The following is a 13,237-nucleotide window of genomic DNA, read 5'->3' as shown; positions in this document are numbered from 1 at the left end:
GCTCAACAACAAAAATAAGAATTGAATAGAATCGAGAGAGTTATGAAGAAGCTAGGTTTTTGGAACTTTGCACAAGAAAATCCGCAACATCTGGCGTTAGTTGCACCCGATGGTCGGGAGTGGAGTCGCGGAGAGCTACTGGAAGAATGTAACAAAATCGTCCACGGCCTGCGCCAGCTTGGTCTTGAAAAGGGCGATACAGTAGCGGCAATGCTGCCAAACTGCGCCGAATATATCGCACTGCACCTGGCCGTAACCCAGGCTGGATTTTTTCTTGTGCCGATCAACTGGCACCTGGCCGGCCCTGAGGTTGCATATATTTTGCAAGATAGCGGTGCTAAAGCGTTTTTCTGTCACGAACTGACCACTAAAGCCAGTAAAGCTGCGCTTGATGAGGTGAGCTTTGATGCGCAGGCTGCGTTTATGATTGGTAGTTCGTCGGAGCTTCGTCCCTATGCCGAATTGATTGCCGGGCAGCCGGGCACTATGCCGGAGGACCGCGCCACCGGCATGGTGATGTTCTATACCTCCGGCACGACCGGTAAACCTAAAGGCGTACGCCGTGCGGTGCCTAAAGTAGACCCGGACACAACCGCAACCAATTTCACCATGTTTCCTGCTCTGTTCGGTATCGAGGCGGGTAATGACAACGTTCACTTCTGTGGCTCGCCGCTGTACCACACCGCAGTAATGAACTGGTCTACTAACTCTCTGCACCTCGGCCATGCAGTGGTAGTACATGAGAAGTGGGAAGGGGAGGCGATGCTGCAGGCGATTGAGCAGTACCGTATTACCACTGCCCATGTGGTGCCGACGCAACTGGTGCGTCTGTTGAAGCTGACAGAAGAGGTTCGAAACCGTTACGATGTCAGCTCTATGCGCCATATGATGCATACCGCAGCGCCCTGTTCACCGGATGTTAAACGCGCAATTATTGAGTGGTTTGGCCCTTGTGTATATGAATACTATGCTGCGACCGAGGGGGGCGGTGCTATCTGTAACTCAGAGGAGTGGCTGGCCAACCCGGGTACTGTGGGCAAGGCATGGTATGGTGCCGATATCAAAATATTCGATGAAGAAGGCGCAGAGGTGCCGACGGGTGAAAAAGGCACGGTGTATATGCTGATGCCTGAAATCAGCCGCTTTGAATACAAAGGCGATAAAGCCAAAACAGAGAAAGACCGTCGTGGCGACTATTTTACTGCCGGCGATGTCGGCTATCTGAATGAGGGTGGCTACCTGTTTCTCTGTGACCGGAAGATCGACATGATCATCAGCGGTGGTGCTAATATCTACCCTGCTGAAATTGAGAACGTGCTGATTTTGCACCCGGAGATTCAGGATTGCTGTGTGTTTGGTATTCCTAATGCGGATTGGGGTGAAGAGATAAAAGCGGTAGTGCAGCCTGTTGACGGCGTGGATGCAGATGATGACTTTACCGAGAATGTCATGGCGTTCCTTGGCGAAAGGTTGGCCAAAATGAAGTGGCCGAAAAGTATCGACTACATGCCACAACTGCCGCGGGATCCTAACGGTAAGCTGTATAAGCGTCGTTTGCGGGCGCCATACTGGGAAGGCCAGGAAGTTAAGGTTTAACAATAGGTTTTGATGTCTGAGACAAGCCTCTGATCTTACTGGATATACAGGAATTTAACGCTCAGTTGCGTTGGCTATTTTAGCCGATGTAACTGAGCGTTTTCAGTTTCGGCAAACGGCGATTGCAGGCAATAGCTTAAAACTCATCTGCGCCTCATCGATCCTCTTCACAGCTTTTAAGCAGCATCTCCCGCATCCACTTATGACCCGGATCAGCATCCTTACTTTTATGCCAGTACAAGTGCAGTCCGTAATCCGGAACACTGAACGGCAGTTCGATAATGGTCAGGTCAAATACCTGTGCCAGACGCCGGGGAATGGTCAGTGCCAGATCCGTCTCCATCACCAGTTTTGGCGCGACCAGATAGTTCTGCATCCGGGCTTTGATCTTGCGCTTTTCACCTATGCTGTGCAGTGCCGCGTCGATATGTCCGGTGCCGGATGGCCTGGATGAGGTGTGGATATGATCGAGCGACAGATAATTCTCAAGGGTAAATGGCTCGCTCAGCGCAGGGTGGCCGTTGCGCACAACACAGACAAAAGAGTCGCTGATCAGTGGTGCGTGATACAGCCGCTGGTCCATCAGTACCGGTGCTTCAATGCTGAATTCAAGATTTGACGAGCTCAGCTCATCGATGACCAGATCCCGGTTGATAGTCTGGGTCTCCAGTACGATGCCCGGGGCTAGCTGTCTTAACGCGGGTACCAGCTTCGGCAGTACCAGTGCCGATGACAGGTCGGACATACTGATTCTGACCAGCCGCTTTGCGGTCTCCGGGATAAAGCTATCGTTATCGATCACCCCGTTATTGAGCACCCACAAGGCCTCCCGCACCGGACCGATCAGGTTTTGTGCAAAAGGGGTTGGTTTCATACCGTCTGCTGTTCTATTGAATAGCTGATCATCAAAGGTTTTGCGCAGACGGGATAGAGCGTTGCTGACAGCGGGTTGGGTAATATTCAGTACATTGGCCGATTTGGTGAGGTTGCCTTCACGGTATATGACTTCAAAAACGATAAATAAATTGAGATCAATCTTGTCCAGTCGCATAAGGCTTAATCCTGTCACGGGCCGTGGCTAAGTTAGTATCACTGACATGAATGGTTTTCTATAAATTTAATAAACTTCAGTGATTGTATGTCATCTGTTAGCCTGATGCTAACCTTACTGATTAACCGGTAGTTATTAATTTTCAGGTTATCGATCGGCTTAAGAAATGGGGGCGGGGCATACGTTATGAAAACCAAATATGACTATATAATTGTCGGCGGCGGCTCGGCAGGATGCGTGCTTGCCAATCGACTATCCGAAAATCCCGACACAGAGGTTCTGCTGCTGGAAGCGGGTAAGCCTGATCGTCACCCCCTTATCCATATTCCGGTTGGCTGGACCCAGATCTCTTTCGAAAAACGTTTCAACTGGGGTTATAAAATCACCGCCGATCAAGCCCTTAACGGCCGTGAAATAGGCTGGCCAAGGGGCAAAGTACTGGGTGGCTCCAGCTCGATCAATGGCATGATCTATATTCGTGGCCACGAGGATGATTACAACGGTTGGCAAGCGCAGGGAAATCCCGGTTGGGACTGGCAATCAGTGTTACCCTATTTTAAAAAAGCGCAACATCAGGAGCGGGGAGCCTCGCAATACCACGGTATTAATGGCCCGCTGAATGTGTCTGATGCCCAGGCTAGTGAAGCGTCGGATACCTTTATTCGGAGCTGCGTTGAAGCGGGTATTCCTGAGATTGCTGACTTCAACGATGGTCCCCAGGAGGGCTGCAGCTATTATCAGCTGACCATAAAAAATGGTCGGCGCCACAGCGCCGCAACGGCCTATCTGAAATCGATCAGACAGCGCAAAAACCTGACTGTGCTGACCGGAGCTATGACCGAGAAGGTGTTGTTTGATAATGATCGGGCCAGTGGGGTGCAGGTCAGGCTGAAAGGTGAGACTCAAATAATAGATGCTCGCCGCGAGGTAATTCTCGCCGCTGGCACGATTAACTCCCCGCAACTGCTCCAGCTGTCCGGTATCGGCGATAGTAATTTGCTGAACAAGTTCGGTATTAAGGCACTGGCAGATCTGCCGGGCGTCGGACAAAATTTGCAGGACCATCTGGGTGTAATCGCCGCCAGTTCGGTGACTAAACCGGTCACCCTGTTGGCCGAGATGAGTCCGCTTAAGCTGGTTAAAAACCTCTATCGATATCTGCGCAGTGGTGAGGGGGTTCTTAACTTTCCCGCTTCCCATGTAGGCGCTTTTATGCGCTCCAGTTTCGCCAAAGACCAGTTGGAGAAAGGCCGGCCCGACATGCAGCTCTATTTCACGCCAGTAAGCGGCTATCGGGATGAGGAAGGTAAGTCTGTTGTCGATAAGCCTGCGGGGGTCACTGCGATGATCCATATTGTACGGCCAGAGTCCCGTGGCAGCGTCAGTATTCGTTCCGCTGATCCCCAGGACCTGCCGGAGATAAATACCAATTATCTGTCCGCTGAGTATGACCGAAACGTATTAGTTGAAGCGATTAAAAAAATGCGTGCAATTTTTGCGACGAAAGCCTTTGCACCGATCTGTGGCGAAGAGATCCGTCCCGGCAAAGAGGTTCAGTCCGACGCTGAAATTCTGGACTACATCCGCGCAAATGCCACTACCGGATATCACCCGGTCGGCACCTGCAAGATGGGCTCGGATCCGATGGCGGTGGTTGATCATGAGTGCCGGGTCCATCGGGTAAAAGGCCTGCGGGTGGTTGATGCCTCGGTGATGCCGACCATTGTCGCGGGTAATACCAATGCACCGACGATTATGATCGCTGAAAAGGTGGCGGATATGATCAAGCGCAGTGCCGCGAAAACTTAAACATCAGCATCCTGGTTTATCTTAAAGGTCGGTCATAGGTCTATCGGTCATACATTTATCGGTCATACATCTATAGGTAGCAGCAATGAACAACAGTACAGAAAACCGATACCGCTTTGACGGGAAAGTGGTCGTTGTCACCGGTGCCGGTAATGGCCTGGGCCGCAGTCACGCTAAACTTTTTGCTTCGTTGGGGGCCAGGGTCGTCGCCAATGACCTGGGTGTTAACCGTGACGGCAGTGCTGCTGATAGTAGTGCTATAAGACAAAGTCCCGTCGACGATACAGTCGCTGAAATTACTGCTGCTGGTGGTCTGGCGGTTGCCAACTATGATTCGGTCGAAGTGGGCGAGCGTATTATTGAGCAGGCCATGGATCAGTTTGGGCAGATAGACGTAGTTGTGAATAACGCCGGCATTATCCGCGACAAGAGTTTTCACAAAATGGAGCTTGAAGACTGGCAACTCGTACAGCGGGTGCATCTGGAGGGTGCCTACCGGGTGACCCGGGCTGCCTGGCCGCATTTGCGGGATCAGGGCGCTGGCAAGGTGCTGTTTACCGCTTCTGCCTCGGGGTTGTACGGCAACTTCGGTCAGGCGAACTACAGTGCGGCCAAAGCGGGATTGTTTGGTCTGACCCGCACACTGGCGGTGGAGGGCGCGGCGAAAAATATTCAGTGCAATATTATCGCCCCGATGCTCGATTCAAGAATGCTCGAAGGTTTAATGCCCGATGAGTACCGCAAGCAGATGAAGCCCGAGCTGGTCAGCCCGCTGGCAGCGTTCCTGTGCCATGACGAATGCCTCGAGAATGGCAGCCTGTATGAAGTGGGTGCTGGCTGGTATGCCAAGGTGCGCTGGCAACGTAGTGATGGCTTTGGTATGCCGCCGGCAGAGGAGGTTTCAGTTGCCGATATAGCTGAAAACTGGACGGCGATTAACAACTTCGAACAAGCGCATTTCCCGAAAGATACCCTGGAAGCCGGCAGCATCATGTTGCAGAACCTGAATAGGTAAATGCATAACGCAGGCCTGGTTATACGGGTAGGTTGGTCTGAGCAACGCGAAGCCCAACGCTGAATTTAGATTTATGTGCTGTTGGGCTTCGCTCCGCTCAGACCAACCTACGGGGCCGAATAAGTGGTGTAGTTCGGGGTGTTAAGTGGCCGGTAAAAGAAGCGTGATAGTCAGTTTTAATCGTTTAGACCCTGAACATAATGCCGGTCTGGTTATACGGGTAGGTTGGTCTGAGCAACGCGAAGCCCAACGCTGAATCCGGCCTATGTACAAGTTGGGCTTCGCTTCGCTCAGACCAACCTACAGGGCCGAATAATCGTGTAGTTCGGTGTCGTTCAGGGTGTTATATAGCTGGTAAACGAAGCGTGATAGTTAGTTTTAATCGTTTAGATCCTGAACATAACGCTGACTCCGGTCTGTGTGCTGTTGGGCTTCGCTCCGCTCAGACCAACCTACAGGGCTGAATAATCGATGTGGCTCGGGGTATTAAATAGTCGGAAAAGAAGCGTGATAGTCAGTTTTAATCGTTTAGATCCTGAACATAACGCCGGTCTGGTTATACGGGTAGGTTGGTCTGAGCAACGCGAAGCCCAACGCTGACTCCGGTCTATGTACAAGTTGGGCTTCGCTCCGCTCAGACCAACCTACGGGGCAGAATAAGTGGTGTAGTTCGGGGTATTAAGTAGCCGGGGTTATCTGAACTCCCTAGTGCTTACAGACGATGTACTCTACTTTAATAGCAGAATAATGGGGGTTAATTCTGGCGGAGAAACGCAATGGAAGTTGAGTCTCTGGCGCCATTAACCATTAGATATAACAGGTCGGGTTATGACAGTTCTGAAGAAGATTATTATCTTAATAGTTGCAGTCGTGATGTTAATGCTGGGCGGTGGTGTCTACTACGTGCAGACCCAGTATGCCGGTATCGGTTTGCCCTGGGTTTCGAGTATCGAGTTACCTGCTTTCCCGGAGCTCCCTGAACCGCAAACCACTTTGTCGGCAGGACAGTCAGGGGATATCTACTTCGCAACCCGTAGCCCATATGACTTTTCTGAATTATTACATAACTTTGATAATACCCTGCAAAATACCGGTAAGGGACACCTGACCCTGCCCAAAGGTGCTTCTGCGGATCAACCGGTTCCGGCGATGATTATCCTGCATGGTAGCGGTGGTATCGATAAAGACCGTGAACCGGTGTATGCCCGCATGTTTGCCGAACAGGGTATCGCGGCTTTCGTATTGGATTATTATTCGGTGCGGGGGGTAACACCGGATATCAGCTATCTGATGAAAACGCTGTCGGCTTCTGAGACCGATATTATCGTAGATGCCTATTCAGCATTAAAGGTGCTGGGCAGTCATCCGGCGATTGATGCCTCCCGTATTGGCGTCACCGGATACTCTTATGGCGGTATGGCAACCCGCTACACGCTGGATTCAAGGCTGAAGCAGATTATCGCGCCGGATGTTCCTGCTTTTGCGGCCCATATTGACGTGTATGGGCCCTGCCATCAGACTCTTGGTTTCAATGGCACTACCGGTGCTCCTTATCTGGCCATCTACGGTGATCAGGACAACAGTGTAAATGTCGCCCAGTGTCAGCCGGTTCATAAAGCAATTGAGCAGTCAGGTAGTCCGCTTGAGCAATTTATGATTAGCGGTGCAGGCCATGCCTGGGAATCCCGCCGGCCCCGTGATGAATATGATTACCCCTACATCAGCGGTTGCGATTTTACCTTTGATGCGGATCGCGGCGCATTTCATGTTAATGGCAAGGCTACCCCTCCGGCCCCAGCGGGCGCTGATCGTGACGAGCGCGCTTATGCCCGCGCAGCTATCGGTATTTACGCCCCTGAGTGTATTCAAAGAGGTTATATCATCGGTAAGGATAAAAGTGCCGATAGCCAGGCAAAGCAGAAAATGCAGCAGTTCTTACAACGGTATCTGCTTGATGTAGATTAGATAATTACCGTATGCGTAAGTTGCCGAATAATCGGTGTGGCACGGGGTATTAAATAGCCGGTAAAGGACGCGTGATAGTTAGTTTTAGCCTGAACATAACGCCGGTCTGGTTATACGGGTAGGTTGGTCTGAGCAACGCGAAGCCCAACGCTGACTCCGGTCTGTGTGCTGTTGGGCTTCGCTCCGCTCAGACCAACCTACGGGACCGAATAAGAGGTGTGGCTCGGGGTATTAAATAGCCGGTAAAAGAAGCGTGATTGTTAGTTTTAACCTGAACATAATGCCGGTCTGGTTATACGGGTAGGTTGGTCTGAGCAACGCGAAGCCCAACGCTGACTCCGGCCTATGTACAAGTTGGGCTTCGCTCCGCTCAGACCAACCTACAGGGCTGAATAATCGTGTAGTTTGGGGTGTTAAGTAGCCGGTAAACGAAGCGTGATAGTTAGTTCTAACCATTTAGATCCTGAACATAACGCTGACTCCGGTCTGTGTGCTGTTGGGCTTCGCTCCGCTCAGACCAACCTACGAAATGTAGAATCAATAGCGTTATTCTGAGTGTTAAACAGCCTGTAACAGAAGTATGTAATTTCCAGTTTTAACCGCTTCGAACAGGCTCATTTCCCGAAGGATAAGCTGTACCAGTAAACGCATAACCCCGACCCTATTTTATTGGTAGGTTGGTTTGAGCAACGCGAAGCCCAACGCTGAATCCTGTTTAATGTTTAATGTTTAAGTTGGGCTTCGCTCCGCTCAGACCAACCTACGAAATGTAGAATTAATAGCGTCATTCAGAGTGTTAAACAGCCTGTAACAGAAGTATGTAATTTCCAGTTTTAACCGCTTCGAACAGGCTCATTTCCCGAAGGATAAGCTGTACCAGTAAACGCATAACCCCGACCCTGTTTTATGGGTAGGTTGGTTTGAGCAACGCGAAGCCCAACGCTGAACCCTGTTTAATGTATAAGTTGGGCTTCGCTCCGCTCAGACCAACCTACGAAATACCAAACAAGTTGTATAATTCAGAGTATTAATTCGCCAGAGAAAGAGGCGTATAATTTTCAATTATTACTATGAGAATATTGCCAGCCATGTCGAATATTCAGATGTACTCTTTGGGCTCCCCCAACGGAATTAAAGTCTCAATCGCTTTAGAAGAGATGGGGTTAGCCTACGACACCCATGTGATTGATATTCTGAAGGGTGAGCAGTTCGACGAGAGTTTTAAAAAGATAAATCCAAATGCAAAAATCCCGGCTATTGTCGACCCGGATGGGCCAGATGGAGTGCCGGTTTCGATTATGGAGTCGGGGGCCATTCTGTTATATCTGGCAGAAAAGTCCGGTAAGCTCCTGCCTCACAATGCCACTGAAAGATGCGAAGCGCTGCAGTGGTTGTTTTTCCAGGCTGCGAATATCGGGCCGATGTTCGGCGCTTTTGGTCATTTTCATACCTACGGCAAAGAGAACTGCGATCATCCGTATCCGGAAGCGCGGTTTGCCACTGAAACTCAGCGGTTGTTAACAATTCTTGATGAAAGGCTGCAGGACGGGACCTATATTATCGGTGATGAATACAGCATTGCCGATATTGCGATTTTCCCCTGGGTGATGTGGCTGGATATGTTTTACAAGGCCAGCGAGCAGCTGGAGCTTGAATCATTTGCCAACGTGACGGCGTGGGTTAGTCGGTGCAGTGCCAGGCCGGCGACGGTCAGAGGCTTTGATGTGTATGGTTTTACCGAGATTGGTAAATCGTGACTGATCTTTAATCCTTAACAGAGCCGGGGTTAGTTTGCCGGCAGTAGCATTTCAGCTGAAATAGCTAAACCGGTTCAGGGACTGGTTCCTGCAGTACAGTTTGCTGGCATGCTTCTAATAACACCTCTGCCAGCTGATCATCATTAATTGCCCGCGCAATCGCTACGCCACCGATCATCATCACCGCTGTCTGCAACGCCTGGGTTTTCACTTCTGCAGCTTCACCTTCCTGATGCTGACAAAGGTTATTTACAAAGCCCTTGAAAACCCGGGTATAAGTGTCGCGCACCTGATCATCCCGTTGCGATATATCGGTGATAAGAAAAGCCAGCGGACAGGATAGCAGTTCCCCACGACGGTGTTCCTGACTCAGGTAGCCTTTAATCAACGCGTTCAGTTCCAGTGGCTGCAGGCTACTCTCCTCTATCCTGGCCCGGCCCTGGCGAGCTGAGGTTTCTATGGCTTCAGCGTAAAGCTCAGACTTGGTAGCAAAGTGGCTATAAAAAGCCCCTCGTGTCAGGCCGGCATCAGTCATTACGTTGTTGATACTGACATTCTCGTAGCCGTCACGGGTGAACAGCTTTGCTGCACTGAGCAAAATTCGCTCACGGGTTTGCTGCTTGTGTTCCGGGTGCCAGGGCATTGCGAATCTCCTTTGCAGTTGTTGAATGACCGCAGGGTATAGTAAATAACAATATGTTCTTGAACATATTGTTATGCAGGCTAGCATAACAATATAGCTAACCCAATTCAGGAAGATTAATGATGAACGCACAAGTACATATTCTGGGGCCACAGTTCAGCACTTTTGTTCGATCCGTCATGCTGTGCTGTGAAGAGAAAGGGATCACCTATAGCTATGGTTTCAGCCTCGAGGGCAGCACTATCGAGATGAAGAGCAAAGAGCATCTTGCATTACACCCCTTTGGTAAGATACCGGTGCTGCTGCATGGTGAGCGTAAACTGTATGAAACTGCGACTATCTGCCGCTACCTGGACGCAGAGTTTGATGGGCCGGTGCTGCAGCCTGAAGACAGCTATGACCGCGCCCTGGTCGATCAATGGTGCGCAGCAATCTCTCTCTACATCGATCAGGCAATTGTGCGTGAGTACCTGCTGGAGTTTGCTTTTCCAAAAGGGGAGAACGGCAGCGTACGGATGGACAAGGTCAGTGCCGCTCAGCCGTATGTAAAAGAGCTGCTGCAAATGTTGGAAGTGAAAATTGGTGGTGCCCCTTTTATCTGTGGCGAGCAATACAGTATCGCAGATGCGCTGGTTACTCCGATGCTGGATTATCTGGCGAACCTGCCACAGGGTGATGAGCTGTTGGAACCGAATCCACTAATTGCGGACTATGTTGAGCGAATGCGCAAGCGCGAGTCCGGCTTGAAGGTATTACGGCCTCTGGCGGGTAAAAAGTAGTCAGTAAACCCTGGCCAGTAAATAGTACCCAGTAAACAAAAAGAGGCCGATAAATTACTTTATCGGCCTCTTGTCGGCTGAACCGCTGGTTTTAACTATCGATCCCGGATCGAATCAGCCCAGCAACTGTTTAAAGGTCATACCCTTATCGGCTCTTGGCTCCGGCGGCAGTCCCAGTACACGCTCGCCAACGTTGTTCTTGACGATCTCATCGGTACCACCTGCGATGCGCATACCGGCAGCGCCCATCCACAGTTGTTCGACTAACTGCCAGCTGTCACCGAGATCTTCTGCTGTCAGTATGCCCTGGGTACCTTTCATATCCATCGCAAAGTAGGAGAAATCCTGAAGGGTGCGGGCCGCAACGATCTTCGCCACCGAGAGTTCAGCACCGGGTTCACGACCCTGGCCCAGAGCTGTCAGACCGCGACACTGAAGCAGCCACAGGCCCTGAGCATTGAGATAGAGATCGCTCAATTGCTGGCGCATAGCACTATCTTGCAGGGCTGTCCGGTTGTCGCCCTGACCGTAACTCTGACCGTAACCTAAGTCACAGTCCTGCATCTGCTTGATGGCGGTGCGCCACAGCTCAGGCGGCATCACGCCACCGATAGACAGGCGCTCATTCATCAGGCCTGTGAGGGTGACTTTCCAGCCGCCGCCCACTTCGCCGACACGCTGGTTATCGGGGATAAAGACATCGTTGAAGAACACTTCGTTAAATTCGGCGTCGCCATTGGCCTGACGAATCGGACGAATCTCTACGCCCGGCGCATCCATATCGATAAAGAACGTGGTCATGCCGGCGAACTTAGGTACATCGGGATCGGTGCGGGTCAGCACCATACCGCAGTCGGCAAACTGTGCCAGCGTGGTCCAGACTTTCTGGCCATTGATGATCCAGCCGTCGCGACCGTCGGAGCAGCGTTCGGCGCGGGTACGAATCATACCGAGATCGGATCCGGCACCGGGTTCGGAAAGCAGCTGACACCAGAGTTCTTTACCATGCAGGGCGTCGCTGACATGTTGTTTGGATACTTCAGGATCTGCATGCACGAACAGGGAAGGGATAACCATGCCGAGGCTAACGTTAAACGCGCCGACCGGTACTTTAAAGTTGCCCTCTTCCTGGCGGTAGATGACCTCCTGAATCGGAGAGCCGCCACGGCCGCCAAACTGTTCCGGCCAGGTGATGGCACCAAAACCGGCTTCCGCTTTACGGCCCTGCCATTCACGGGCTGCCTGCATCAGTTCTGCGGCGGACATGCCGCGACCGAATACTTCGTCGGGCCGCTCTTTACGCGGCGCATTTTCCGTTAACCACTCTCGGCATTCCTCACGAAAAGCGGCTTCTTCAATTGAATCGTTAAAATCCATAGCTCTGATCTCCAGACTGAATTCTTATTTCCGGCTTCAGGCCGTATGGGTTGTCTCTTCTTCGCTCAGAAACTTTTGCTCAAGTTCGCTGGCGATGCGTTCGCTCCACTGCTGTTCCGGCCCCAAAATCAGCGCCAGCTGACGGGTGCGACGGTAGAACAGGTGGCAATCCAGTTCCCAGGTGTAGCCCATGCCACCATGCACCTGAATACTTTCCTGGGCAGCGTAGTTAAAGGCGCGGCTGGCGGAGACTCTGGCGCCAGCTGCGGCAATAGCCAGTTCCGGACTGTCACTGTCCAGCGCCCAGGCGCCGTAGTAGCAGTGGGCACGGGCCATCTGATTACCGGTGTAGATGTCGGCAAGCTTATGCTTGATACCCTGATAAGAGCCGATCGCGCGACCGAAGGTCTTACGTTCACGGGCGTATTCCACTGAGATCTCGGTGATCGCATCGGCACCGCCGATCTGTTCGAAGGCAAACAATACCGCCGCGCGGTTACGCACCTGTTGCAACAGTTCGCGGGCATCGCTTACCTGATTCAAAGGCTGTGCCGGGGTACCGTTGAAACTCAGCGCGCCAAAAGGGCGTGCCTCATCGATGGTGGTCAGCGCTGTGCGCTCGGTTTTCTCACTCAGGTCTGCGACTACCCAGACTGGCTGGTTGTCACTGTTTGCCGCGAGAATCACCGCAAACTCGGCACTCAGGGCATCGGGTACCAGAGCTGCCTTGCCATTAAGTTCGCCGGACTCGAAGCTTGGCAGTGGCGTGTTTTTGCCATCCAGCGGTGCGGCCATCGTGGCGATGCTGCCTTCGGCGATGCGGGTCAGCCATTGCTGCTGTTGTGTTTCATCTGCACCCAGCAGCAGTGCCTGCGCAGCCAGATAAAGGGTAGATGACAGGGGGGTAGGTGTGAGCTGGCGGCCAAGTTCTTCGGCGACCACGCACAGATCCAGCGCGCCCAGACCAAAACCACCGCAGGATTCAGGCAGCATCAGGCTGGTTACACCCATCTCCTGCAGGCCGTTCCAGACCTTTTCACTATGGGTCTGCTTCTGTTCCAGCACCTCTCGGGCAACGGTCAGAGGCGACTCGTTCTGCAGAAATTTACGGACCGTATCCCGTAACATCTTCTGATCATCGGTAAAGTCAAAGTTCATCTTTGCTTCCTTTGGTATTCAGTTAGTCGGCGCAGGGCCAGTGTTCATATTCTCAGCGTAGCCTGTTGAGTCCAGACTTGTTCAGTC

At 51.8% G+C, this 13,237-nt stretch carries 10 protein-coding genes; 6 read left to right on the top strand and 4 right to left on the bottom strand.

Going from position 1 to position 13,237, the window contains the following annotated elements; genetic code table 11:
• The first annotated feature begins 42 nt into the window (after window positions 1–42).
• A complete protein-coding gene (locus ACQUQM_RS12665) occupies window positions 43–1,596 on the top strand; it encodes an acyl-CoA synthetase (RefSeq protein ID WP_432470241.1) in 1,554 nt (517 codons plus the stop codon).
• A gap of 154 nt (window positions 1,597–1,750) precedes the next feature.
• Here ACQUQM_RS12665 and ACQUQM_RS12660 read toward each other — a convergent pair whose 3' ends face one another.
• Window positions 1,751–2,647: a LysR family transcriptional regulator gene (locus ACQUQM_RS12660; RefSeq protein WP_432470240.1), complete on the bottom strand. Its 897-nt coding sequence runs from the start codon at window positions 2,645–2,647 to the stop codon at window positions 1,751–1,753.
• 186 nt (window positions 2,648–2,833) lie between these two features.
• Between ACQUQM_RS12660 and ACQUQM_RS12655 the strand changes: the two genes are divergently transcribed.
• The 4 genes from ACQUQM_RS12655 (at window position 2,834) to ACQUQM_RS12640 (ending at window position 9,193) form a co-directional block, all read left to right on the top strand.
• Window positions 2,834–4,456, top strand: a complete 1,623-nt coding sequence (locus tag ACQUQM_RS12655; protein ID WP_432470239.1) for a GMC family oxidoreductase — start codon at window positions 2,834–2,836, stop codon at window positions 4,454–4,456.
• Window positions 4,457–4,541: 85 nt separating this feature from the next.
• Window positions 4,542–5,471 carry an SDR family oxidoreductase gene (locus ACQUQM_RS12650; RefSeq protein ID WP_432470238.1) on the top strand — a complete coding sequence of 310 codons (930 nt, stop codon included), beginning with the start codon at window positions 4,542–4,544 and terminating at the stop codon, window positions 5,469–5,471.
• Window positions 5,472–6,299: 828 nt separating this feature from the next.
• Window positions 6,300–7,436, top strand: a complete 1,137-nt coding sequence (locus ACQUQM_RS12645) for a dienelactone hydrolase family protein (protein WP_432470237.1) — start codon at window positions 6,300–6,302, stop codon at window positions 7,434–7,436.
• Between the two features lie 1,088 nt (window positions 7,437–8,524).
• Window positions 8,525–9,193, top strand: coding sequence for a glutathione binding-like protein (locus ACQUQM_RS12640; protein WP_432470235.1), 669 nt, complete (start codon window positions 8,525–8,527; stop codon window positions 9,191–9,193).
• A gap of 64 nt (window positions 9,194–9,257) precedes the next feature.
• Here the strand turns inward: ACQUQM_RS12640 and ACQUQM_RS12635 are convergent, their stop codons facing one another.
• On the bottom strand, window positions 9,258–9,836 hold the full coding sequence (locus ACQUQM_RS12635; protein ID WP_432470233.1) for a TetR/AcrR family transcriptional regulator: 579 nt from the start codon (window positions 9,834–9,836) through the stop codon (window positions 9,258–9,260).
• Window positions 9,837–9,955: 119 nt separating this feature from the next.
• Here ACQUQM_RS12635 and ACQUQM_RS12630 point away from each other — a divergent pair, with 119 nt between their 5' ends.
• On the top strand, window positions 9,956–10,615 hold the full coding sequence (locus ACQUQM_RS12630; protein WP_432470232.1) for a glutathione S-transferase family protein: 660 nt from the start codon (window positions 9,956–9,958) through the stop codon (window positions 10,613–10,615).
• A gap of 114 nt (window positions 10,616–10,729) precedes the next feature.
• On the opposite strand, the gene ACQUQM_RS12625 is transcribed toward ACQUQM_RS12630, so the two are convergent.
• Together ACQUQM_RS12625 and ACQUQM_RS12620 are read right to left on the bottom strand one after the other, a co-directional pair.
• Window positions 10,730–11,992: an acyl-CoA dehydrogenase family protein gene (locus ACQUQM_RS12625; protein ID WP_432470231.1), complete on the bottom strand. Its 1,263-nt coding sequence runs from the start codon at window positions 11,990–11,992 to the stop codon at window positions 10,730–10,732.
• A 36-nt stretch (window positions 11,993–12,028) separates the two neighbouring features.
• Window positions 12,029–13,150 carry an acyl-CoA dehydrogenase family protein gene (locus ACQUQM_RS12620; RefSeq protein WP_432470230.1) on the bottom strand — a complete coding sequence of 374 codons (1,122 nt, stop codon included), beginning with the start codon at window positions 13,148–13,150 and terminating at the stop codon, window positions 12,029–12,031.
• Window positions 13,151–13,237 lie beyond the last annotated feature (87 nt).

Source organism: Amphritea sp. HPY (assembly GCF_050870985.1).
In the GTDB taxonomy this organism is placed as follows: domain Bacteria; phylum Pseudomonadota; class Gammaproteobacteria; order Pseudomonadales; family Balneatricaceae; genus Amphritea.
The sequence above is the reverse complement of the archived record's forward strand: the minus strand, read 5'-3'. Positions and strand labels throughout refer to the sequence as shown.